The sequence below is a fragment of the Micromonospora sp. NRRL B-16802 genome, from assembly GCF_001279555.1.
Classification (GTDB): Bacteria; Actinomycetota; Actinomycetes; order Mycobacteriales; family Micromonosporaceae; genus Micromonospora; species Micromonospora profundi.
Genome location: NZ_LGEB01000057.1, coordinates 37636 through 58499, shown reverse-complemented (window position 1 = coordinate 58499; position 20864 = coordinate 37636). Strand labels below are relative to the sequence as shown.

22 protein-coding genes and 3 tRNA genes are annotated in these 20864 nt (G+C 70.4%); 12 read left to right on the top strand and 13 right to left on the bottom strand.

Features of this window, described 5'->3' with window-relative positions:
• Positions 1-7: 7 nt before the first annotated feature.
• The 3 genes from ADK66_RS14460 to bcp all read right to left on the bottom strand — a co-directional run bounded on the left by ADK66_RS14460 (position 8) and on the right by bcp (position 1503).
• A tRNA-Leu gene (locus tag ADK66_RS14460) sits at positions 8-93 on the bottom strand.
• A complete protein-coding gene (locus ADK66_RS31420) occupies positions 79-927 on the bottom strand; it encodes an HNH endonuclease signature motif containing protein (RefSeq protein WP_157552480.1) in 849 nt (282 codons plus the stop codon). The genes ADK66_RS14460 and ADK66_RS31420 overlap by 15 nt, the downstream gene beginning before the upstream one ends.
• A gap of 99 nt (positions 928-1026) precedes the next feature.
• On the bottom strand, positions 1027-1503 hold the full coding sequence (gene bcp / locus ADK66_RS14450) for a thioredoxin-dependent thiol peroxidase (protein WP_053655562.1): 477 nt from the start codon (positions 1501-1503) through the stop codon (positions 1027-1029).
• A gap of 165 nt (positions 1504-1668) precedes the next feature.
• Between bcp and ADK66_RS14445 the strand changes: the two genes are divergently transcribed.
• The 4 genes from ADK66_RS14445 to ADK66_RS14430 are packed head-to-tail and all read left to right on the top strand — an operon-like array spanning position 1669 to position 4381.
• A complete protein-coding gene (locus ADK66_RS14445) occupies positions 1669-2385 on the top strand; it encodes an energy-coupling factor ABC transporter permease (protein ID WP_053655561.1) in 717 nt (238 codons plus the stop codon).
• Positions 2382-2834, top strand: a complete 453-nt coding sequence (locus ADK66_RS14440) for a PDGLE domain-containing protein (RefSeq protein ID WP_053655560.1) — start codon at positions 2382-2384, stop codon at positions 2832-2834. The genes ADK66_RS14445 and ADK66_RS14440 overlap by 4 nt, the downstream gene beginning before the upstream one ends.
• 15 nt (positions 2835-2849) lie before the next feature.
• Complete coding sequence (gene cbiQ / locus ADK66_RS14435) at positions 2850-3620, top strand: cobalt ECF transporter T component CbiQ (protein ID WP_053655559.1); 771 nt, start codon at positions 2850-2852, stop codon at positions 3618-3620.
• The gene (locus ADK66_RS14430; RefSeq protein ID WP_053655558.1) at positions 3617-4381 is read left to right on the top strand and encodes an energy-coupling factor ABC transporter ATP-binding protein; all 765 of its coding nucleotides are present in this window, start codon (positions 3617-3619) and stop codon (positions 4379-4381) included. The genes cbiQ and ADK66_RS14430 overlap by 4 nt, the downstream gene beginning before the upstream one ends.
• 167 nt (positions 4382-4548) lie before the next feature.
• Here the strand turns inward: ADK66_RS14430 and ADK66_RS14425 are convergent, their stop codons facing one another.
• The 4 genes from ADK66_RS14425 to ADK66_RS14410 are packed head-to-tail and all read right to left on the bottom strand — an operon-like array spanning position 4549 to position 7477.
• On the bottom strand, positions 4549-5637 hold the full coding sequence (locus ADK66_RS14425) for a hypothetical protein (protein WP_053655557.1): 1089 nt from the start codon (positions 5635-5637) through the stop codon (positions 4549-4551).
• Entirely contained in the window at positions 5634-6350 is a 717-nt protein-coding gene (locus tag ADK66_RS14420; RefSeq protein ID WP_053655556.1) for a thioredoxin domain-containing protein, read from the bottom strand. Before ADK66_RS14420 ends, ADK66_RS14425 begins: the two co-directional genes overlap by 4 nt.
• Positions 6343-6867: a MauE/DoxX family redox-associated membrane protein gene (locus ADK66_RS14415; protein ID WP_053655555.1), complete on the bottom strand. Its 525-nt coding sequence runs from the start codon at positions 6865-6867 to the stop codon at positions 6343-6345. Before ADK66_RS14415 ends, ADK66_RS14420 begins: the two co-directional genes overlap by 8 nt.
• A gap of 31 nt (positions 6868-6898) precedes the next feature.
• Complete coding sequence (locus ADK66_RS14410) at positions 6899-7477, bottom strand: sigma-70 family RNA polymerase sigma factor (protein ID WP_053655554.1); 579 nt, start codon at positions 7475-7477, stop codon at positions 6899-6901.
• Between the two features lie 202 nt (positions 7478-7679).
• Here ADK66_RS14410 and ADK66_RS14405 point away from each other — a divergent pair, with 202 nt between their 5' ends.
• The 3 genes from ADK66_RS14405 (at position 7680) to ADK66_RS32710 (ending at position 11304) form a co-directional block, all read left to right on the top strand.
• Positions 7680-9344, top strand: a complete 1665-nt coding sequence (locus ADK66_RS14405) for a copper resistance CopC/CopD family protein (protein WP_053655553.1) — start codon at positions 7680-7682, stop codon at positions 9342-9344.
• A 17-nt stretch (positions 9345-9361) separates the two neighbouring features.
• The gene (locus tag ADK66_RS14400; protein WP_053655552.1) at positions 9362-10096 is read left to right on the top strand and encodes a YcnI family protein; all 735 of its coding nucleotides are present in this window, start codon (positions 9362-9364) and stop codon (positions 10094-10096) included.
• Positions 10097-10251: 155 nt separating this feature from the next.
• On the top strand, positions 10252-11304 hold the full coding sequence (locus ADK66_RS32710; protein ID WP_369814796.1) for a hypothetical protein: 1053 nt from the start codon (positions 10252-10254) through the stop codon (positions 11302-11304).
• 32 nt (positions 11305-11336) lie between these two features.
• On the opposite strand, the gene ADK66_RS14390 is transcribed toward ADK66_RS32710, so the two are convergent.
• Complete coding sequence (locus tag ADK66_RS14390) at positions 11337-12605, bottom strand: glycosyltransferase family 87 protein (protein ID WP_053655551.1); 1269 nt, start codon at positions 12603-12605, stop codon at positions 11337-11339.
• A gap of 67 nt (positions 12606-12672) precedes the next feature.
• Between ADK66_RS14390 and orn the strand changes: the two genes are divergently transcribed.
• Positions 12673-13269: an oligoribonuclease gene (gene orn / locus ADK66_RS14385; protein WP_082377447.1), complete on the top strand. Its 597-nt coding sequence runs from the start codon at positions 12673-12675 to the stop codon at positions 13267-13269.
• Positions 13270-13453: 184 nt separating this feature from the next.
• Positions 13454-13526: transfer RNA gene (locus ADK66_RS14380), tRNA-His, on the top strand.
• Positions 13527-13635: 109 nt separating this feature from the next.
• On the opposite strand, the gene ADK66_RS14375 is transcribed toward ADK66_RS14380, so the two are convergent.
• Both ADK66_RS14375 and ADK66_RS14370 read right to left on the bottom strand, forming a co-directional pair.
• Positions 13636-14916 carry an Ig-like domain-containing protein gene (locus ADK66_RS14375; protein ID WP_053655599.1) on the bottom strand — a complete coding sequence of 427 codons (1281 nt, stop codon included), beginning with the start codon at positions 14914-14916 and terminating at the stop codon, positions 13636-13638.
• A 248-nt stretch (positions 14917-15164) separates the two neighbouring features.
• Positions 15165-16439, bottom strand: coding sequence for an Ig-like domain-containing protein (locus ADK66_RS14370; RefSeq protein WP_053655549.1), 1275 nt, complete (start codon positions 16437-16439; stop codon positions 15165-15167).
• 188 nt (positions 16440-16627) lie between these two features.
• Between ADK66_RS14370 and ADK66_RS14365 the strand changes: the two genes are divergently transcribed.
• A tRNA-Lys gene (locus ADK66_RS14365) sits at positions 16628-16703 on the top strand.
• Between the two features lie 56 nt (positions 16704-16759).
• Here ADK66_RS14365 and ADK66_RS32565 read toward each other — a convergent pair.
• Positions 16760-17074 carry a tyrosine-type recombinase/integrase gene (locus ADK66_RS32565; RefSeq protein WP_255353031.1) on the bottom strand — a complete coding sequence of 105 codons (315 nt, stop codon included), beginning with the start codon at positions 17072-17074 and terminating at the stop codon, positions 16760-16762.
• 95 nt (positions 17075-17169) lie between these two features.
• Entirely contained in the window at positions 17170-18162 is a 993-nt protein-coding gene (locus tag ADK66_RS14355) for a glycoside hydrolase family 11 protein (protein ID WP_369814793.1), read from the bottom strand.
• 631 nt (positions 18163-18793) lie between these two features.
• On the opposite strand from ADK66_RS14355, the gene ADK66_RS14350 reads away from it, so the two are divergent.
• On the top strand, positions 18794-19627 hold the full coding sequence (locus tag ADK66_RS14350) for a MerR family transcriptional regulator (protein WP_053655547.1): 834 nt from the start codon (positions 18794-18796) through the stop codon (positions 19625-19627).
• Between the two features lie 102 nt (positions 19628-19729).
• Here ADK66_RS14350 and ADK66_RS14345 read toward each other — a convergent pair whose 3' ends face one another.
• The gene (locus ADK66_RS14345; RefSeq protein ID WP_053655546.1) at positions 19730-20284 is read right to left on the bottom strand and encodes an HAD domain-containing protein; all 555 of its coding nucleotides are present in this window, start codon (positions 20282-20284) and stop codon (positions 19730-19732) included.
• A gap of 77 nt (positions 20285-20361) precedes the next feature.
• Between ADK66_RS14345 and ADK66_RS14340 the strand changes: the two genes are divergently transcribed.
• Complete coding sequence (locus ADK66_RS14340) at positions 20362-20838, top strand: DUF2867 domain-containing protein (RefSeq protein ID WP_197281521.1); 477 nt, start codon at positions 20362-20364, stop codon at positions 20836-20838.
• Positions 20839-20864: the final 26 nt, after the last annotated feature.

The window sequence follows — 20864 nt, the reverse complement described above, 5'->3', positions numbered from 1 at the left end:
TGGCAGATGGTGCGGGAGAGGGGATTCGAACCCCCACATCCTTTCGGATACAGGTTCCTAAGACCTGCGCGGCTGCCGTTACGCCACTCCCGCCAACGTGCTGATTCTAAAGCGTCTGGCTTCGACGGTGTTGAGCCCAGCCTCTCTGAGGATGGCCGAGATCGAGCCGTGACTCAGCGTGCATTGTCCGTCGGGCAGGTCGCGGAGGATCTCCGACAGTCGTTTCGGCCCGACGTCCGGATTCGCCAGCGCGTGTTCTATCACCGTGTCGCGGTGTGCCAGCGAACGCCAGCGGCGATTCAGTCGCGGTGTCAGCAGGCCCTCCTGCTCAAGTGCCCGCCGCATTTTGTGCAGGGACGCCGGGTGACAGCCCAGGTGCTGGGCCGCTGCCAGGGCCGTGATCTGCTGCGCGTCGATCCGGGCGAACAGCTCGACGAGTTCCGCCCGCGACGTCGGGCGACGATGGGAACCGGCCGTCTCGGGGGAGGAATCCTCGCCACCGGCCGCCGCGCGCACGGGAACGGTGAGATCGTCAGCTCGTTTGCCCCGGCCGGCGTAGGTCGCGGTCTGGCTGTGACAGTTCGGACAGAGCAGCCGCAGGTTCGGTGGCCGGTTGTCAAGGAAGTCGCCGTTGATGTGGTCGACGTGCAGGGTCAGCGGCACGCCCCGCCAGACCGGCCCGGTCCCGCACTCTTCGCACTCCTCGGGCACGCCGAGTGTGCTCAGGGCCCACTTCAATCGCGTCCCCGGCGTCCGGCGGGAGCCCTCGGGCAGCTCGACCAGGAGCTGTGACGATGTGGTGCGCCGCACGCCTCGCAGGCCCGTGTTGCCGGTGAAGTGCGACGTGTCGATGCCGAAGCGCTTGAGCTGGCGGCTGATGTGCGCGTGCGAGCCGCCGCTGACGCGTACGCCGAGCAGCCGCATCACCTCCGTGATGTTGCGCGCGGCGGCGGCTGCCTCGGCGAGCGCCTCGGGCGTGTACTTGTATCGGACCACTGACGCACGGTAGCGGCCCGGTGTGACAGGTCAGTCCAGGCCGAGGTCGCGGCGCAGCTTGGCGACGTGCCCGGTGGCCTTGACGTTGTAGAGCGCGCGTTCGATCTTGCCGTCGGCGTCGATGACGAATGTCGAGCGGATCACCCCGGTCACGGTCTTGCCGTACAGCTGCTTCTCGCCGTACGCCCCGTACGCGGTGAGCACTGCCTTGTCCTCGTCCGACACGAGCGGGAAGGTGATGGCGTCGCGCTCGCGGAACTTCGCGAGCTTCGCCGGCTTGTCGGGGGAGATGCCGACCACCTCGTAGCCGGCGGCCTGGAGGGAGGCGAGTGAGTCGCGGAAGTCGCAGGCCTGCTTGGTGCAGCCGGGGGTCATGGCGGCCGGGTAGGCGTACAGGACCACATTGCGGCCGCGCAGCTCGGCAAGGGAGAGCTGGGCGCCGGTGTCGGTGGGGAGGGTGAACTCGGGCGCGGGGTCACCGGGGGAGAGGCGGTCGGGCGCGGTCATGGCCTGACCCTACCGCCGGGAGATGCGTCGTCGTCAGCACCGCCTCGCGGGCGCTGATGGTGATGAGGGCCATCCATTGTTGCCAAACTATGGCAACAGCAAGTCCCGGGAAATAGGCTGACCTACGCCGGCCCGGATCGGGCCCGCTGACGCGTGGGAGGTCGCGTGGAAACACTGGCGATGCACATCTCGAACGGGATCATCGACGGTCCGGTGGCAGCGATCTTCGCGGCGCTGGCGCTCGGCGCGCTCACCGTCTGCGTCCTGCGCGGTCGGCGGGATCTGGACGACCGGCTCGCCCCGATGGCGGGCCTGGTGGCGGCGTTCATCTTCGCCGTGCAGATGCTCAACTTTCCGATCTTCACGGCCGGGGTGAGTGGTCACCTGCTCGGTGGCGCGCTCGCCGCGATGCTTGTCGGGCCGTGGGTCGGTGCGCTCTGTGTGGCGGTGGTACTCGTCGTACAGGCATTGATCTTCGGTGACGGCGGCGTGGCGATGCTCGGTCTCAACATCACGAACATGGCGCTGCTCGGCACCGCCGCGGCGTACCTGCTGATCTCGGTGCTGCTGCGGGTGCTGCCGAGGACGCGCGCCGGCCTTGCCGTGACGGCGTTCGTCGCGGCGCTCGTCAGCGTGGTGGTGGCGTCGCAGGGCTTCGTCCTCCAGTACTGGCTGGGCGGCACCACCGATCTGGGCGGCAACCTCGCCGGCCTGGCCGGCACGATGGCCGGCGTCCACCTGCTGATCGGCATCGGCGAGGGCCTGATCACCGCGACCACCGTGCTGACAGTGGCGAAGGTGCGACCCGACCTGGTCTACGCGCTGCGCTCGTTGCGCACCCCCGTCGCCCCCACCGTCCCGGTCGTCGGAGGTGTTCGATGAAGAACCGAACCTGGGCGTTTCTGGCCGGCGGCCTGCTGGTCGCCCTGCTGTTGGCCGGGGTCGTGAGCAACTACGCCTCGTCGCATCCGGACGGGTTGGACTCCTCCCTGCTCAAGGGCTGCACCGTCGACGCCGACGACAACATCGTCGGCGGCAGCTGCCCGGCGCAGCAGGCCCGGGACCACGAGCTTGGCGACAGCCCGTTCGCCGACTACGGCGTGCGGGGCGTGGAGAACAGCTTCGTCTCGACGGGCCTGTCCGGGGTGCTCGGGGTGCTTGTGACGTTCGCGATCGGCGCTGGTGGCTTCTGGCTGCTGCGCCGCCGGGGCACCGCGCAGCCCGCGGGCCACACGTCGGCTGCGGGCACCACGCCGGCCACCGGCGAGGCGCCGGCTACAGACGACGCGGCAGCCGACGACGGTCGGCACCGCGCCGGCACCGCCGGCTGATCAGGGGGTACGCGGATGGGCGCCGGTCACGGGCACGTGCTGTACCGCGAGTCGGACTCGCCTGTGCACCGGCTCCCGCCCGAGGTCAAGATCGCGGCGATGGTGGTGTTCACGATCGCCGTGGTGGCCACCCCACGCGAGGCGTTCTGGGCGTTCGGCGCGTACGCCCTGCTGGTAGTGGTGGTGGCGGCGCTGGCCCGGGTGGGTCCGGGCTGGCTGCTCAGCCGGGCGTTGATCGAGTTGCCGTTCGTGCTGTTCGCCGTGGCGCTGCCGTTCCTCGGTGCCGGCGAGCGGGTCGAGGTGCTGGGGCTGCGGTTGTCCGAGGACGGGCTGTACGGGGCGTGGAACATCCTGGCCAAGGGCACCTTGGGTGTCCTCGTCTCGCTGTTGCTGGCCGCGACCACCACCACCCGGGACCTGATCGTCGGGTTGGACCGGCTGCACTGTCCGCAGGTGCTCACGCAGATCGCCACGTTCATGCTGCGCTACCTGGACGTGCTCGTCGGTGAGGCGCGGCGGATGCGGGTGGCCCGCATCTCGCGGGGTGACGACCCACGTTTCCTGTGGCAGTTGCGCGGGTTCGCCGCCGGGATCGGGGCGTTGTTCCTGCGCGCGTTCGAACGTGGTGAGCGGGTCTACCTGGCGATGCTGTCCCGGGGGTACACGGGGCGGATGCCCGCCGTGTGGCAGGGCGAGGGTGCGGCGACCGCCGGCCAGTGGCTTGTCGCGGCGACGGTGCCGGTGGTGGCGGCCTCCATCGCCGCCGCCGCCGTCGTGCTGACATGATCGGAGTCGTGCAGACCGCTGTCTCGCTGGACGTTCGTGGCGTCCGGTACGCGTACCCGGATGGGCATGTGGCCCTGCACGGCGTGGACCTGACTGTGCCGCGCGGCGACCGGGTGGCGCTGTTGGGACCCAACGGCGCCGGCAAGACGACGTTGGTGCTGCACCTCAACGGCATCCTCACCCCGACGCAGGGCAGCGTGAGCGTCGGCGGGCTGACCGTCACTCCGGACCGGGCCACCCTGTCCGAGGTGCGCCGCCGGGTGGGCATCGTCTTCCAGGACCCGGACGACCAGCTCTTCCTGCCGACGGTGGCGGAGGATGTGGCGTTCGGGCCGGCCAATCTGGGCCTGCGCGGGGCTGAGCTGACAGCCCGGGTGGACGATGCGCTCGCGGCCGTCGGGATGAGCGAGCACCGGGACCGGACGCCGCAGCACCTGTCGTTCGGGCAGCGCCGCCGGGTGGCGGTGGCGACAGTGCTCGCCATGCACCCGGAGATCCTGGTGCTGGATGAGCCGTCGTCGAACCTGGATCCGGCCGCCCGGCGGGAACTGGCCGAGATCCTGCGGGGCCTCCCGGTGACCCTGCTGATGGTCACCCACGACCTGCCCTACGCGGCGGAACTGTGCGAACGCTCGGTGATCCTGGACGGTGGCCGGATAGTCGCCGACGCCCCAACCGTGGACCTGCTGACCGACCCGGCCCTGCTGGCCCGCCACCGCCTGGAACTCCCCCACGGCTTCACCCCCACCCCGCGCCCCTAGCGCCCCTCACTCCCACCCCTCACTCCCGCGCCCCACCCCGCTCCCGCGATCTTGCACTCTGTGTCGCCGGTATGAGGCTTTCGCGGCGAATACGGCGGCAGCAACTGCAAGATCGCGGGGCGGTGAGGTGCGGGGGCGGCACGGGCGGGGCGGTGCCGGGCGTGGCGCTAGGTGCGGGTTTCGGTTGGGGTTGGGGTTGGGGTTCGGGAGGCTGCGTGTAGGCGGAGGACGCCGGCGGCGGTCGCGCCGGCTCCCGTGACCAGCACGACTGCCACCAGCACGCGAGCGATCTCGGGTGGCCAGGGCACCGGGGCGACGGACCGGGCGAACACCGCTGCGTTGCCCACCCCGGCAAAGAGGGCCAGGCAGGCTCCGGCAAGCGCCACCGTGAAGTCGGCGGCCGGGCGGCGGGCCAGCGCGTACGCGCCTGCGGCGAGCGCGCCGAGGCCGGTGAGCAGCGACCACAACTGCCCGCCCAGCAGCCCGAGGAGCACGCCACCCACGCCCTGGGCGCCGGCGTCCAGTTCTCGCCCCACCGGGTAGACCACGGCGACGGTGCCGCCGACGATCAGCAGCACGCCCAGCGCGGCAAGAGCCCGCGTGCCGGCCGGCGCGGCGGCGGCGAGCAGGCCGAGCGCCCCCACCGCGAGCGCCCCCACGATTGTCACCGTCCACCAGGTGTACGCGTCCGGCGGCGGCACCCAGTCCAGCGTGCCGCTGATCCGCGCTGGCTCGGCACCGTCGCGTAGCGGGATCGTCCAGTCCCGGACGCGGTGTTCGCGGTCGGGCGCGGCGCGTACGGCGGCCGGTGGTGCCGACTCCTGCCAGAGCGCCCGCTGGTCGTGCCAGCGCACTGTGCTGCCGTCGTCGACGCGGCGCCAGGACGGCGGGGCGGCCGGGTCCGCGTCTGCGGGAAGGGTGGTGTCCCCGGCGAGGGTGCGGTTGAGGTACGTGGCGGGGGAGCGGGTGTTCTCGTAGACGCCGTCGGGGCCGATCCGCAGGTACGGCTCACCGGAGTAGCCGATCACCTCGATCGGGCGGCCGGTGCGGTTTGTCAGCTCCAGTCGGGCGCCCGCCTCGATGACCCGTACCTCCAGGCCGGGCCGGGCGGGCGTGACGTCTGTGACGCGGGTGCGGTAGTCGCTGCCGTCCGGGGCGTCCGCGCCGTGCGCGGCGGCGGGCGCCGCCGTCAGCAGGGTCACCGCGCAGGCGGCGGTGGCGACCAGGCCGGCGCGGGCCAGCAGGGTACGGATCACTTGCCGGCCGCCGCCACGGCTGCGGTGAGGCCCTGCGGGCTGCGGTCGGCGAGCGGCTGGCCGTTGATCAGGATGGTCGGTGTACTGGTGATGTTGTCGCGGCTGGCCTCCTCGGTGACGTGCTCGGTCCACGTCTTGTACGTGCCCTCCTTGACGCAGTCGCCGAACGAGGCCCGGTCGAGGCCCACGGAGGTGCCGATGTCGATCAGTTCGTCGTCGCTGAGCCCGGCGCCGCCCTCCGCTGGCTGCTTGGCGTAGAGCGCCTTGGCGTACTCGTGGAACTTGCCGCCGGCGGCGGCGCAGCCGGAGGCGGCCGACGAGCGGGTGGAGTACGCGGTGGTGGAGAAGCGGTTGAGGTAGGCGACGGGGTGGTAGACCACCTTCGCCTTGTTCTCGGCTGCCAACTGTTCCAGGGTGGGCCCGCTGGTCTGCTCGAACTGGTTGCAGGCCGGGCAGAGGAAGTCCTCGTAGACGTCGATGGTCACCGGGCCGCCGCCGGTGACGATGCCGGTGCCGTCGGCGTTGGCGCCGGGCGGGGTGGTGAAGTCGTCGGACCGTTGGCTGGACCAGGCTGCCCAGCCGATCAGGCCGGCGATGATCAGCACCGCGACGGCGGCGGCGGAGACCCAGATGGTGCGGCGACGTCGACGCTCACGGGCCAGTTGCTGGCGGACCACACGGGCCGCGTCCCGCTGCCCCTTGCGACTACTCATCCTCGTCCTCCACGGCCGGTTCGGCGGACAGCCACCCGTCCACCGAGACGGGCGTACGCGGCCAGATCAGCAGAAATCCGGCCAGTACCAAGAATCCCAGGTCCCGCAGGATCTCCGGGAGGTAACTGGGTGCCTGTCCCTCGGCGAGCTGCCCACCGCTGCCGAAGCAGCCGCAGTCGATGGCCAGACCCCGCGACCACGCCGACGCGATGCCCGCGATGAAGACCAGCAGCAGCACGGCGGAGATCGTCGCGCTGAGCCGGGTGGCCAGCCCGAGCAGCAGCAGCACGCCCAGGGCCAGCTCGACGAAGGGCAGTGCGGCGCCGATCACTGTCGCCACGTCGTACGGCATCACCTGGTAGGCGTTCACGGCCCGGCCGGAGGCGGCCAGGTCGCCGACCTTCGACGCGCCGGCCACCAACCAGACTGCGGCGAGGCCGAGCCGGACCGCGAGGCCGAGCCACTGCCGCACGAGTGACCAGCGGCTGGCCGGGGTGGTGGGTGCTGTCACGGTCATTTGTCGTTCCGTCTCCGCCGGAAGTTCCGGCTCAGCCGGCGAGGGCGTCGCCGACCGCCTGGACGAGTTCGTCTCGGGCCCGGGCGACCCGGGAGCGGATGGTGCCCACTGGCACACCTTCGACCGCGGCGGCCTCGGCGTACGACAGGCCGTGCAGTTGGGTGAGCACGAACGCCGCGCGTCGCTCGGGGCTCAACCGGCGCACGAGGTCGGTGGCCCCGAGTTGCCCGGCCGGGTCCGGATGCGGGTGGTCGGTGTGCGCGTTGCCGGCCAGGCGTTCGTCGAGCCGGCGGCGGCGGACGACTGTGCGGAGGTGGTCGGCGCAGGCCCGCCGGGCGATGCCGAGCAGCCAGGTGCGGGCGGTGGAGCGACCCTCGAACGCCGGCAGGGCCCGGAATGCCCGCAGGTACGTCTCCTGGGTGAGGTCGTCGGCGCTGTCCGGGCTCACCAGGGCGGCGGCGAAGCGCCAGACCTCGGCCTGGGTCAGCCGGACGAACGCGGCCTGGGCCGCCGGGTCGCCGTGGCGGGCGGTCAGCGCCCACTCGGTGGCCTCGTCCCGGACGACGTCACCGGCCGGACCGACACCGAAGTCACGCGCGACGGGGCTCACGACAAACCAGGTTACGCGGCACCCGGCGTAGTGCCAGGGTCCTTCGACCCATGGATGGTCTGCGACACGTCGGGAACTTTTTCCCTCCGGACGCCGACTACCTGCGCATGACACGCGATTCCGTACGCGCGGCGCTGGTGGCTGAGCACAGTTGAGCCACCTGCCTGCCTCGGGTCGCCGATCACCCGGTCCGTCGGCGACCATGACCGTCATGACTGTCGCCCCCCGCCGCTGGATCGCCCGGCTGACTGCCGCCGCCGGCCTCCTGGTCACCGTCGTCGCCCTGTTGATCGTGCCCGCCAGTCCGGCCAGCGCCCACGCGGTGCTGTCCCGCACCAGCCCGGCCGCCTCGTCGGTGGTGCCCAGCGGGCCGGCCGAGGTGGTGCTCACGTTCAGCGAGGCGGTCCGCAAGGTTCCCGGCAAGATCCGGGTCGTCGCGCCCGACGGCTCCCGGGCCGACAGGGGTGAGCCGTCCTTCGACGGCGGTGTGGTGACGATCCCGGTGGACCCGAGCGGTGAGCGCGGCACCTACCTGGTGAGTTTCCGGGTGATCTCCGCCGACAGCCACCCGGTCTCCGGCGCCTTCACCTACTCGGTGGGCGCGCCGTCGGCGGCGCCTGTCGACGCCGGGGACGACAGCCGCGCCGACCCGGTGGTGAGCACCGCCGTGAAGGTGGCCCGGTTCCTCGGCTACGCCGGTCTGGTGCTGCTGGTCGGGCCGGTGCTGGTGCTCGCCGCGCTGTGGCCGAGCCGGCTGTCCCGGCGGGGGCCGTCGCGGCTGGCGTGGACCGGTCTCGGTCTGGTCGCCGTGGCCACCGTCGCCGACCTGTGGTTGCAGGTGCCCTACACCGCTGGAGGTGGGCTGTTCGAGGTGACCGGTGAGGGGTTCTCCAGTGTGTTGGGCAGCACATTCGGTGCCGCTCACCTGGTGCGGCTCGGTCTGCTCGCGGCGTCGGCGTTCCTGCTGCGGCCGCTGCTGGCCCGACCGGTCGGCCGGGCCGATGCGATCATCCTGGCGGTGCTGGGCGGGGCAGCCCTGTTGACCTGGCCGCTGGCCGGGCACGCGGCGGCCTCACCGGCGCCGGCGGTCTCCGTGGTGGTCGACGCTGTGCACCTGGGCAGCATGGCGGTCTGGCTGGGCGGCCTGCTGATGCTCGTCGTCTTCCTGCTGCGGCAGGCCGACGAGCGGGAGTTGGGCGCAATCCTGCCGATCTGGTCGCGCTGGGCGGCGCTCGCCGTTTCGGCGCTGCTGCTGGGCGGCATCGTCCAGGCGCTGATCGAGGTCGGCAACCTGGAGGCCCTGTTCGCCACCACGTACGGGCGCCTGCTGCTGGCCAAGGTCGGGCTGTTCGCTGTGGTGATCGCCGTGGCCGCGTACTCCCGGCAGTTGGTGCGCCGACGCACGGCGGCGCAGCGACCGGTGCCGGTGCGTCGGGCCGTCCTGGTGGAGCTGGTAGTGACGGTCGTGGTGCTGGGCCTGTCGGCGACCCTTGTGCAGACCACGCCCGCCCGCACTGCCGTCGCCGAGCCGTCCGGCACCCAGGCCGGGTTCTTCACGGCCACGCTGTCCAGCTCGCTGTTCACCCTCCAGGTCGAGCTGGACCCGGCCGAGCGGGGCAACAACTCGATGCACCTGTACGCGTACACCAAGGACAACCGTCCGCAGCCGGTTGTGGAGTGGCGGGCGACCGCGGCGCTGCCTTCGGCGGGCGTCGAGCCGATCGAGGTCCCGCTGCTGCCGCTGACGGACAACCACGCCTACGGCGACATCAACATGCCGGCCGCAGGCGACTGGCAACTGAAGATCACCGTCCGTACGTCCGACATCGACCAGGCCACGGTGACCGCCACCGTGCCCATCCGTTAGAGAGGTCCACCAAGCCCATGACCCGTCTCCGGCGTACCGCAACCGCCGCTGCCGCCCTGGCGCTCACCGCCGCCGCCACCGCCGTGTTCGGCTTCGCCGGGTCGGCGTCCGCCCACGTCACTGTGAACCCGAAGGACGCGACCCAGGGCGGCTACGCCCGGGTGGCGTTCCGGGTGCCGAACGAGAGCGACACCGCGTCGACCACCAAGCTGGAGGTCGTGCTGCCGGAGAACGCGCCGGTCGGGTCGGTGTCGACGATGCCGGTGCCCGGCTGGACGGTGGCGACCGAGAAGCGCAAGGTGGACCCGCCGATCGAGGTGCACGGCAGCCAGCTCACCGAGGCCGTTTCCAAGATCACTTGGACGGCGACCGGTGACGCGGGGGTGAAGCCCGGCCAGTTCCAGGAGTTCCCGGTCTCGATGGGCCCGCTGCCCAAGGTCGAGTCGATGGTCTTCAAGACGCTCCAGACCTACTCGGACGGCAACGTGTCGCGGTGGATCGACGAGCCGCAGCCGGGCGGCGAGGAGCCGGACAGCCCGGCGCCGGTGCTCACCCTCACCCCGGCGGCGTCAGCGTCGGCCTCTGCTTCGGCCGCGCCCGCCGCGGCGGCCGTCGCATCCGACGATGACGACGAGGGCGAGGGCGCCGCGATCGGCATCGGCGTCGCCGGTCTCGTCGCAGGCCTCGCCGGCCTGGTGCTCGGCGGCCTGGCGTTCGTCCGGACCCGCCGGGAGCCTGCTGCCCGGTCCTGACCCGTCGCTCACCCGCTGGCCCGCCGGAGTTCCCTTCCGGCGGGCCAGCGCGTTCCTGGCGGACCGGAACCGGCCGTGCCGTGGATATCCGCTGATCAGGCGGCCTACGTCGGTAAGGTCGGCCGGGTATCTGGCTACGGAGGGGGACGGTGCGAATGCGTTTCGTGCGGGGGATCGCCGGAGTGCTGCTGTTGGTCATCGGGATTCCGGCGCTCCTCGTCGGTGGTGGGCTCTGGCTGGTGACCCGGCACGCCGATCCCGGCGGAGCCTTCACGGCCCGGTTCGAGACGGTCCGCACACCCGGGCACGCCGTCGTCGTCGGCGACCTCGACCGGCTGCTGCGGCAGGAGGTGCCGTTCGCGCGTACCGCCCAGACCCGACTGCGGGTGGACGCGCGTACCCCCGGCGGCCCGGCGTTCATCGGCCTGGCACCCACGGCGGAGGTGCGTCGCTGGCTGGAGCCGGTGCCGCACGCCACGGTCCGCCGCGTCGCGCTGGCCCGGGGTCCGCTGCCGGTCCGACTGGACCCGGCCGGTCCGTCCGTCGCACCGGCGGCCGCCGAGACGGCCAGCCCGTTGGGCCGCCCCTTCTGGGTACGCGAGGGGATCGGCTCGCTGGAGTGGGCCGCCGGCGACCTGGCCGGTGAGCCGATGAGTCTTGTGGTGATGCGCCCGGACGGCGGTGCCGACCTCGCCCTGGACCTGCGGGCGGAGTTGCGGGCGACCTGGACCGGCCCGGCGACGTGGGGTCTGCTCGCCCTCGGGGTGCTGCTGGTGGTGGGCGCGGTGCTGCTCCTGCTGCGACCGCAGCGCCCCCGCGAGGTGGTCTTCGTCGTCGAACCGGACCAGGTGCCGGTGCTGGCCGGCCGGCTCGGGGTCACTTCGCTGAGTGGCCTCGGCGTCCGGGATCCCGGGGCCGCGGCGCCGATGCCTGCGGTGCGGCAGCTCGCTCCGGTCGGCTCGGGGGAGCGACCCCGCTCGGCCATCGGCGCCGAGCCCGCCCGCCGACCGGCCACGCTCGGCGACCTGGACGAGGCGTCCGGGCAGCCCCGCCCGCCCGAGGTGACGTTGAGCCTGGCCTGGCCACCCGCGGCGGCGGAGCCGACGGCCCAGCCGGTGGTGGTGGACGAGACGGCGAGCGGCCCTCCGCGCTGCCGACGCGGAGGGCCGCTCTCACCGGGGGATCGGTGCTACCCGAGCGACGCTTGAGGTAGATGAGACCAGATTAGCCGTGATCGTGGCTACCGGGGAACTCTGTCCATTTGATGCGATTTTTCGGTGATCCGGCTCGATCGGATCGGCAGGGCTGCCAGCAGGAGCAGGCAGAGCAGCACGTAGCTGTTCTGCGTGACGAAATCCACCGGATCATGGGTGCGGACCGGGTCCGTGCCCCATTTCTGGAAGGTCACCACCCCGTAGGTGATCACAGCGGTGGTGCCCAGCGCGAGCGCGGCCGACCACCAGCGCCGACGTGACTCGTCCGGCCGGTCGGCGCTGAGCGCCACGTCGACGAGCAGCACCATCGCCGGCACGAACCAGTAGATGTGGTGGGTCCAGGTGATCGGGCTGACCAGGGCGCCCACCAACCCGGTAAGGGTCAGACCCGTCAGCAGGTCACCGGCGCGCGCGGCGCGGGCTGCCCGCCACAGCCCGTAGCCGACCACCACGGCCACCAGCAGCAGCCACAGCACCCGGTCGGGTTTCTCCGGCGCGGTGAACCGACTGAGCAGGCCGAACAGCGACTGGTTGCCGACGTAGTCGGTGCGGCCCACGCGCTCGGTGTCCCACAACTCCTGGGTCCAGAACCGCCACGAGTCGCTCGGGGCGATGGCCGCCGCGAGCAGCGTCGCCGCCGCCGCGGTCGCGCTCGCCACCACTGCGGCCCGCCACCTCCGGGTGGCCAGCAGGTACACGATGAAGATTCCCGGGAAGAGCTTGAGCGCCGTCGCCAGCCCCACCCCGACCCCGGCCCAGCGCCGCGCCTGCGGAACGGCGAACAGCAGGTCGCCCAGGATCAGCACGACGAGCAACATGTTGATCTGCCCGAAGGTGATCGTCTCGCGGGTGCTCTCCACGGCCAGCACCAGCAGCACAGCCACGACCAGTGTGAACGTCCGTGGCAGGCCGTGCCGGGCGATCACCGGCAGCACCAGCCACCGGGTGGTCAGCACCACCGCCAGAACTGTGAACACCGTGAAGATCGTCACGGTGACGCCGAGCCGCAGCAGACCGAACGGCCACAGCAACAATGCGCTGAACGGCGGATAGGTGAAGTACAGCGCGCCCTGCACCCGGTCCGGCTGGACGTAGTCGTAGAGCGGATGGCCCGTCGTCCACCAGTCCATCGCCGACATGTAGATCTTCAGGTCGAAGAAGTTGTGCACCAGGCCGGGCAGGTAGAGCGCCGGCAGCACGGCCAGCAGCGCCACAACCGCGACCAGCCGGCGCACCGCACGACCGCCGGGATCGTCGTCGGTGACGGCGGGTGGCGCTATCGGATCGGCTGGCACTTGAGAAACCCTAGCGGTCCGCCCGGCCGAGAGCCCGCAGCCGCGGGGTGTGGGCTGCGCGTAGGCTGTGCCGGTGGCTGATCTCCTCGTCTGGATCGACTGTGAGATGACCGGGTTGGACCTCGGCAGGGACAAACTGATCGAGGTTGCGGCACTGGTCACCGATCCCGACCTCAACGTGCTGGGTGACGGTGTCGACGTGGTGATCCACGCCGACGAGGCCGCGTTGGAGGCGATGCCGGAGATCGTCCAGACGATGCACGCCAAATCCGGCCTCACCGAGGAGGTCCGCCGCTCGGCTGTCACCCTCGCCGAGGCCGAGGACCTGGTGCTGGAGTACGTCAGGAGCTTCGTCAAGGACCCGCGTACCGCGCCGCTGTGTGGCAACTCGATCGCCACCGACCGTGGCTTCATCGCCCGGGACATGCCCCGCCTCGACGCGCACCTGCACTACCGCATGATCGACGTCTCGTCGATCAAGGAGCTGTGCCGCCGCTGGTACCCACGGGTCTACTTCGGCCAGCCGCAGAAGGGCCTGGCGCACCGGGCGCTCGCGGACATCCGGGAGAGCATCCGGGAGTTGGAGTACTACCGGCGCACGATCTTCGTCCCGCTGCCCGGCCCCGACGTCGACACGGCGAAGGCGATCGCCGCCGAGCTCTAACCGACGGGCGAAGGAAGGGCACCTTGTTAACGCCTGGTGTATAGGAAGGGGCCCTTCCTAACACCGGGGGTGTCTGTGACTGCCACACGGGGGAGCGGGCAACCCGGTGGACGTGGGTGGTTGGAGTGTGGCTATTATTGGTCCGCACCCCGCCCGGGGCGATCGACCGGGCGACGGCAGCATGGTGGCTGTAGCTCAGTTGGCAGAGCACCGGGTTGTGGTCCCGGTTGTCGTGGGTTCAATTCCCATCAGTCACCCAGCTAGCTTCACTGCTCAGGCCCCCTCCCACGAGGGGGCCTGAGTCGTTCCAGGGGACGGCGCACACGGGAGCCCTCTCCGTGGAGAGAAGGCTCCCGTCGCTGTCGATCAGGGCGTGGGCGTCGGGGCGGTGGCGCCGTCCGGGGTCGGTGAGGTGTCCGGGTCGGCCGGCGGCTCGTACGGTAGGGCACTGCCCTTGACGTACTGCTCCCAGCTCATGTTCCAGTCCGTCCAGCCGTTGCCGTTCTGGAGCTTGCGCTCGGTGCCCTTGACCGTGATGGGGTCACCGACCTGGGTGTTCTTGAACAGCCACTCGCCGTTGGCCATCGACACGTTCACGCAGCCGTGCGACACGTTGACACTGCCTTGCTGGCCCTCGGACCAGGGCGCCGCGTGGATGAACTCGCCACCCCAGGTGAGCCGCTGCGCGAAGTCAATCTTGGTGCGGTAGCCCTCCTCGGGTCCGAGCTCCTCGAACGTGTCGAAGACCGTCTTGCGCAGCTTCTCGATCACCACCATCGTCCCGCTGGACGAAGGGGTGCTCTTCTTGCCGAGGCTCACCGGAATTGTCTTGATCACGGAGCCGTTGCGGGTCACCGTCATGCGCTTCGTCTTGTTGTCGACCGTCATGATCACCGACGGGCCGATCTTGATGTCCACGTTGAGGTCGGCGCGGCCGTACCAGCCCTCACCCAGCGGCAGGCCGCCGGCCTGGATCCGGTAGGAGACCTTGCTGTCGGCCTTCCAGAACTCCTTCGGCCGGTAGCGGATCTCGGTGGGGCTGACCCAGTGCCAGATGCCCTCCTGGGCCGGCGTGGAGGTCACCGTCATGCGGCGCTGCACGTCGTCGCGGTAGTCCTCCGGGATGCCCCGGCTGAACTTCACGATCAGCGGCATCCCGACACCGACCACCTGGTTGTCGCCGAGGAAGCTGCTCACGCGTACCTGATTGGTGGGCTTGGCCATCGTGGTGAACGTGCTGGTCGCGGTGGCCGGGCGGCCGTCGTCGCCGGTGGCGGTGACAGTGGCGGTGTAGCTCGTGCCGTACGCCAGGGCGCCCGTCGGAAGCCAGGTCTTGCCGTCGGCGGACAGCGCGCCCTCGACGGCCTTGCCGGCCGCGTCCTTCAGCTCGACGGCGGTCTCCACGGCGTCCTTCGTGGTGAAGGTGATGCCTGTCGACGCGGGCACGTCCTTCGCGTCGGCCGCCGGTTCGCTGATCGTCGCCGCCGCCTTCGGTGCTGCGCTCTCGCCGCCGCCCTGCCACGAGGACGGCTTGCCGCCGCCGTCGGTGCACGCGGAGGTCAAGGCCAGCGCCGCGGCGAGAAGCCCCGCCGCGAACACGCGGCGTCGCCCACCGGGCCGGTTCAGCTGGTGCTGGCTAGCTCGCATGATGTCCTCACAGTCGTGGTCCCTGCCCCATCGTCTCTTACTGACGCGCCAGCGCAGGCCCCGGTTGCCGAGGGTGAACCCGAACACGCCGATGAATGTCGGATTCTTGCTATTATCGGCGATTCGTGAGCCTGGCTCGTCTCCGCGTCGGGACGAGGGCCGCCGCCGGCGCCGTCGCGCCACGGGCAGATGCAAGGGTACGCGCCGACCCCCGCCTCGGGCGGGGGCCGGCGCGGAACATCGGTCGCTCAGAGAGCCGGACCCGAACCACCCTCGGGTACCGGCAGCGCGCTGCCCTTGACGAAGTCCGACCAGCTCAGGCTCCACGCCGTCCAGCCGTTGCCGGCGGCGAGCTTGCGCTCAGTGCCCTTCACCGTGATCGGATCACCGACCCGCGTCCTCTCGAACAACCAGCGGGCGTTCGCCGTCGACACGTTCACGCAGCCGTGCGAGACGTTCTGCCGCCCCTGCACGTGCTCCGACCAGGGCGCGGCGTGGATGTACTCGCCGCCCCAGGTGAGCCGCTGGGCGAACTCGATGTCGGTGACATAACGGTTCGCCGGGTTCGGGTCGTCGCGGGTGTCGAAGACAGTGGCCGCCTTCTTCTCCATCACGACCATCGTGCCGCTCGACGACGGGGTGCTCTTCTTGCCCAGGCTCACCGGGATGGTGCGTACGACAGTGCCGTTCTCGTACACGGTCATCTTCTTGGTGGCGTTGTCGACCTTCATCACGAACGACCGGCCGATCTTCGCCGTGGCCTTGCGGTCGATGTCGCCGTACCTGCCGTTGCTGAGCGGCATGCCGGCAAGCGCGATCCGCACGGTGATGGTGGTGCCCGGCTTCCAGTACTCAGGCGCGCGGTAGTACGCCTGCGTGCCGTTGGCGACCCAGTGCCACGCCCCCGGCTGCGGCGGGTCGGTGTGGACGAACATCCGCTTCTGCACCGCCGCCCGGTCCTTCTTCGGGATGCCCGGGTGGAACTCGGTGACCACCGGCATGGCCACCCCGTAGCTCTTGTCGTCGAAGAGGTACAGGCCCGACCCGATCGTCGACTTCGGCTTGGCCATCGTGGTGAACGTGCTGGTGCCCTGGCTGGTCGTGCCGTCCGACCCGCTCGCCGTCACCGTGGCGGTGTAGCTGGTGCCGTACTTCAACGGAGCGTTCGGCACCCACGCCGAACCGTCAGTACGCAGCTTGCCCTCCACCGCCTTGCCGTCGGCGGCGGCCAAGGTCACCGAGGACACCTTGCCGCCGTCCGGGACCTTGGCGCTGATCTCCGTGCTCACGGGCCTGTTCTTCGTGCCGTTGGCCGGGCTCAACGTCAGCGCCGGCCCGCTCGGCGTCGCCGGCTTCGACGGCTCGGCCGTGCCCGGAGCGGCGCTGGCGCTCGGCTCCGTGCTCGCCTGGGCCCCGCCAACGAATTCCGGCTTCTTCTGCTCGTCGCCGCACCCGGTCAGTGCCAGCGACGCCGCCAGGGTCAGAGCGCCCACCACCGCCCCGGCTCGCGTGAACCGTGCCATCCCCACCTCTGTTCTCGCGTACCTGGCGGACATCGTGCCGTATCAGCGCCTCCGCCCACGCACCTGTCTCAGTAGCGCTGGAGCATTTATGGGCCTTTGTCCAGTAAGCTCGACCGAAGGGGGGACCCGGGTAACCGGATTGGAGCCCGGCTCAGCGGGGTGCTAATCTTCTCTCCGTTGCCGAACGAGCGCCGCTAGCTCAACTGGCAGAGCAGCGGACTCTTAATCCGCGGGTTCGGGGTTCGAGTCCCTGGCGGCGCACCAGCGAGAAGAGATCAGGCCCGGTCCGGTTGGACTGGGCCTGACCCCTTTTCTGAGCCCTACGCATAGCCAAGCTTGTCCGTGGTCGAGCGCTGCGCCTGGCGGGTCACCTCCACGTAGATCAGCTTGGTGATGGCCGGGGAGCTGTGCCCGAGCACGTCCTGAATCCGCTCGATCGGCACGCCCTGTTCGTAGAGGAGCGTCGCGCACGAGTGGCGCAGGTCATGGAAGTGGACCCGACGAAGCCCGGCCAGCGCCAAGAGCCGGACGAGGTGCCGGTTCAGGCTCCGCGGCTCGCTGAGGTATCGATGCCAGTAGTGAAGACCAGGTCGAAGTCCTGCACCGGTCGCCCGTGACCTTCCGTTCAGCCTCACGCGAAACCCGGCCGGGGGTCGTGTCCTGAACGCGACGACGGGTGGCGCGCCGGCACCGGCCGGCACGCCACCCGCAAGGGTCGGTTGGGTCGGGGTCAGCTGGTCCGGCAGGAGACCGTCGGCCAGGTCCAGTTGTTGTTGGCCATGATCGTGATGCCGAAGTTGTTGCCGTTGCCGTTCGGCCTGGCGGTGACGGTGCCCGTGGTACCGCTGACCGAGGCGTTCCAGCTGTTCTGGATGCTCTGGCCGCCGTTGAGCCCGAGGCTGACCACCCAGTTGTTGGTGCCGCTGACCGCCACGTTCAGGTTGAACCGGTCACCCCACCGCTCGGCAGCCGACAGCACTGCGGTGCAGTTGCCGTTCGCGGGCGGGGTGGTCGGACCGGTGGTCGGCCCGGTGGTGGGGTTGCCCCCGCCGCCTTCCCAGACGTTGATGTCCGAGCTGCCCTGGCTCTGGTATCCCTCGGTCGCCATGACCTGGTAGGCGTGGTTGCTGCCCAGGTTCAGGCCGGCGCGGGCCCAGGCGTCGAAGTGGTTGGCGGTGGTGATGGTGCCACTCGAACGCTTCTGCTGACGGACGCTCCAGTACTGGTAGAACGTCTGGTTGCCGTCGATCGACGGGGCGTTGACCCGCTGGCTGCGGAGGATGTCGTAGGTGCCGCCGTCAGTGGTGACCGTACCCAGCCGCTGGGCGCCGCTGCTCGGGTTGTAGCTGCCGAAGTTCTCCACCACGTAGTACTCGATGAGCGGGTTCCGCGTCCATCCGTACAGGGCGAGGTAGGTGTTGTTGTTGCCCGGGTTGTAGTTGCCCGAGTAACTGACCGTCCGTCGGCTGCCGGTGGCCCAGCCCTTGCCGCCGACCCAGTTGTTGGTGCTCCTGTCCCAACTGCTGCTGTACCGGCCGTCGGCGCGCAACGTCATGCTGGCGTTGCCGCTGTCCTTCCAGAACGAGAAGTAGTAGCCGTTGTGTGTGCCGGTGAGGTTCGAGGTGAGGGTCCGGTCAGCCTCGGCGTGCGCGTTGGGGCTGGCGATGAACGTGCCGGTGACAGCGAGCGCCGCAGCGCACGCGGCGCTGAGGAGCAGCCGCATGCGACTGCTCTTTCGCGGCCTGGTCGAGGTGTCCTTCATGTACGTGTTCCTCCTCGTGACAGCTGGTGGTGGCCAGCGCCGCGATGTGACCCCGCGGGCTGTCGGTGGCCAGGTGCGGCAGCCGGTCTTCGGCGTATCACCCCGTGGTAGGTGGACGGCCCCTCCTGTGCGACCGAGACGGGTCGCGGTGAATCGAGAGATCATTGAGGGGCGTCGATGGCAATCGTATGGCCCCGATTCTGAGCCCGTCAACAATTTCCGAAATATTACCGGAACATTTTCTTGGTGACGAGGTGTCTCAGGTAGCTCCAACTGGCTGCTAGCCTTGCTCATCGTGCCAGGCATGGCCAGCCGTTGTCCCGGGTGGGAGCGGTGGCCCGCAGTCAAGCCACCGAAACTTCCAGTCCGGGCCGGGCCTTGGCCGTGCCAGCGAGGGGCGGCGCTCTCTGCACCGGACCTGTCGCTCAGCCCGCCGCCAATCAGTTGGAGATCGGCAAGTCCGGCAGGTACCTCTGACGTGACAGCGATAAATGTCCTGACCAGGCGTTCCTGCCTGGTCAGGACATTTGCATTCGTGGTCGAAGACGAGCGCGCTTGCCCTTGTGGTTACTGGAGAGGGCAGTCTGGGGTCATGTTGTCGATCAGCGAGTTCAGCCAGATGTGCCACCTGTCACCTCAGGCGTTGCGCTTCTACCACGCCGAAGGGCTGCTCGTGCCCGCCGGAATCGACGAACGGACCGGCCATCGCTCGTACGCCTTCGACCAGGTGGAACGCGCCATGCTGATCACGTTGCTGCGGGACACCGGAATGAGCGTGAAGCTCGTCCGGCGGGCCCTCGACGAACCGGACCAGGCGGTCGCCCTGCTCGACCGGCACAGCGACGAGGTCGACCGGCAACGCCGGGCCCAGGCCGAGGCGATCACGGCCGCCCGCGCCGTCTTCGAGGCACAGCCCGAGCCGCAGCTACGGCACGTACCGGCCACGACCGTGGTGGGGCGGCTCGTTTCCGGCACGCCCCTGGGCCGGGACGCGCAGGAATGGGATCGGGCGGAGGACATCCTCCTGGCGGCGGCGACCGAACTGGTCACCACTGTGACGCAGGCCGGCGTCACCTGCCTGGGCGGGCCCTGGCGGACCCTGGCGCTGGAGACGCAGGAACAGGACCGGAAGGTGCTCGACGGCGTCGGACCCTTCTGGATCGTCAAGGTCGCGGTGGCGGGCACCTCGGAGACGCTGCCGAGCCTGCCCGCCGACCTGATAGTGCAGACGTGCGACGCCCACGAGGAGTTGTCGATCCTCATGCCCGGCCGTAACACAATGGCCAAGTACTGCACGGTGGTGCTGCGCCTGCTCGACGCTCCTCCGCTTGACGGCGACCGGTTCGTCAACCTTGCCCGCCTGCGTCAGGAAGTCCGGCCCGATGGCGTACTGAGCAGCGCGCCGGTCGAACGACGGCCAGCGTGACCCACCGGGCCCGCCTCGGTCAACCGCGCAGGCGCGATGCCGCGTCGCTGCTGTTCCGAGGTACGGGGAAGGCGCCGCCCGAGGGTCCGCAGCAATACCTCCTCACCCTGACGAGGCCGGCCGCACGTCGCGGCGATCCTTGACCCCGCCCAGGATCTGCATGAGCCAGTTCTCGATGACGGTGAAGTCCCGCTCGGTCAGCCCGCGACGTGGATCGACTCGATGCAGTAGGGCCGCACCGAGGTGATGAGCCGACACCCAGTCCTGATCGGCGTGGGTGATCTCGTCGTCAACCCAGACGAAGGCGCGTCCCTGCGCCCACTCGACCAGCCCAGGGGTCTTCCAGTGCAGGTGCCTCACCTCGTCGGAGTCGGGCCAGTCCACGACCGGCAGAGGTGGTAGCCCGAGCAGCGGCGCGAGCACGTCGTTCGCATCGTTCATCCAGGTCGTCGCCCACACCAGGTCACATGGCAGGGCCTCCAGTCGTCGCCCGTGTTCCGGGTTGACCTTGTGCAGCAGGGGATGGGCATCGGCCGGTGGGACCGGTGCATCGCTGACACGCGGAATGCCCGGCTGAGCCGCTGTGGGTGTTCCGAACGGGATGAGGGTGCCGTCCACGTCAAGGAACAGCAACGGACGCGGCGCGGGGTCGGACATGACCCAAGAGGCTAGACCTCGCACCGCCGCCGACCACATCCGCGCGCTTGCCCAGGTGCAACACCCTGCACGGCGCCGTGGCCCGTCGTGGTGACTCAGGCGGTGAGCAGTCGGACGGTCTGGTCGACCTGGCCGACGCCTACTCGCTGCGGGTGCCACCCGGCACCACCACCGATCCGAATGACTGGGCGGCTGCGGTCTTCCGCAATCCTCCCCGCGTTGTGGTCGCGCTGCTGCGTCTGCGGAACCGGCTGGTCACCACGATCGGCGTCGAGCGAAGCGACGCTTCGGACTTCGACACCATCGCCCGCACCGACAATGAAGTGCTGCTCGGCACCGACGCCGGCCACCTGACCTTCCGAGCCAGCGTTCTGGTCCAGCCGGACCTCGGCGGCACGACGATCACCGTGGCCACCCTGGCGGCGGCCCGTTCCCGGGCCGGCCGTGCCTACCTTGCCGCCGTACGCCTCGTACACCCGCTGGTGGTCAGGGCGATGCTGCGCCACGCCGGCCGCACCGCCGTCGCCCCTTGGCGGTCTACCGGCCGCGCCTGAGGCGACAGTGCCGCCGGACGGCGTAC

Excerpts from the sequence above, each read along its gene's own strand:
- ADK66_RS14415 (WP_053655555.1), bottom strand. The coding sequence starts at position 6,867 with ATGACCGTGACAGCACCCACCACCCCGGCCAGCCGCTGGTCACTCGTG.
- ADK66_RS14420 (WP_053655556.1), bottom strand. The coding sequence starts at position 6,350 with ATGAGTAGTCGCAAGGGGCAGCGGGACGCGGCCCGTGTGGTCCGCCAG.
- ADK66_RS14405 (WP_053655553.1), top strand. The coding sequence starts at position 7,680 with ATGACCGTCATGACTGTCGCCCCCCGCCGCTGGATCGCCCGGCTGACT.
- ADK66_RS14400 (WP_053655552.1), top strand. The coding sequence starts at position 9,362 with ATGACCCGTCTCCGGCGTACCGCAACCGCCGCTGCCGCCCTGGCGCTC.
- ADK66_RS14355 (WP_369814793.1), bottom strand. The coding sequence starts at position 18,162 with ATGCGGCTGCTCCTCAGCGCCGCGTGCGCTGCGGCGCTCGCTGTCACC.
- ADK66_RS32710 (WP_369814796.1), top strand. The coding sequence starts at position 10,252 with ATGCGTTTCGTGCGGGGGATCGCCGGAGTGCTGCTGTTGGTCATCGGG.
- ADK66_RS14430 (WP_053655558.1), top strand. The coding sequence starts at position 3,617 with ATGATCGGAGTCGTGCAGACCGCTGTCTCGCTGGACGTTCGTGGCGTC.
- ADK66_RS14440 (WP_053655560.1), top strand. The coding sequence starts at position 2,382 with ATGAAGAACCGAACCTGGGCGTTTCTGGCCGGCGGCCTGCTGGTCGCC.
- ADK66_RS14350 (WP_053655547.1), top strand. The coding sequence starts at position 18,794 with ATGTTGTCGATCAGCGAGTTCAGCCAGATGTGCCACCTGTCACCTCAG.
- ADK66_RS14345 (WP_053655546.1), bottom strand. The coding sequence starts at position 20,284 with ATGTCCGACCCCGCGCCGCGTCCGTTGCTGTTCCTTGACGTGGACGGC.
- cbiQ (WP_053655559.1), top strand. The coding sequence starts at position 2,850 with ATGGGCGCCGGTCACGGGCACGTGCTGTACCGCGAGTCGGACTCGCCT.
- ADK66_RS14375 (WP_053655599.1), bottom strand. The coding sequence starts at position 14,916 with ATGCGAGCTAGCCAGCACCAGCTGAACCGGCCCGGTGGGCGACGCCGC.
- bcp (WP_053655562.1), bottom strand. The coding sequence starts at position 1,503 with ATGACCGCGCCCGACCGCCTCTCCCCCGGTGACCCCGCGCCCGAGTTC.
- ADK66_RS14370 (WP_053655549.1), bottom strand. The coding sequence starts at position 16,439 with ATGGCACGGTTCACGCGAGCCGGGGCGGTGGTGGGCGCTCTGACCCTG.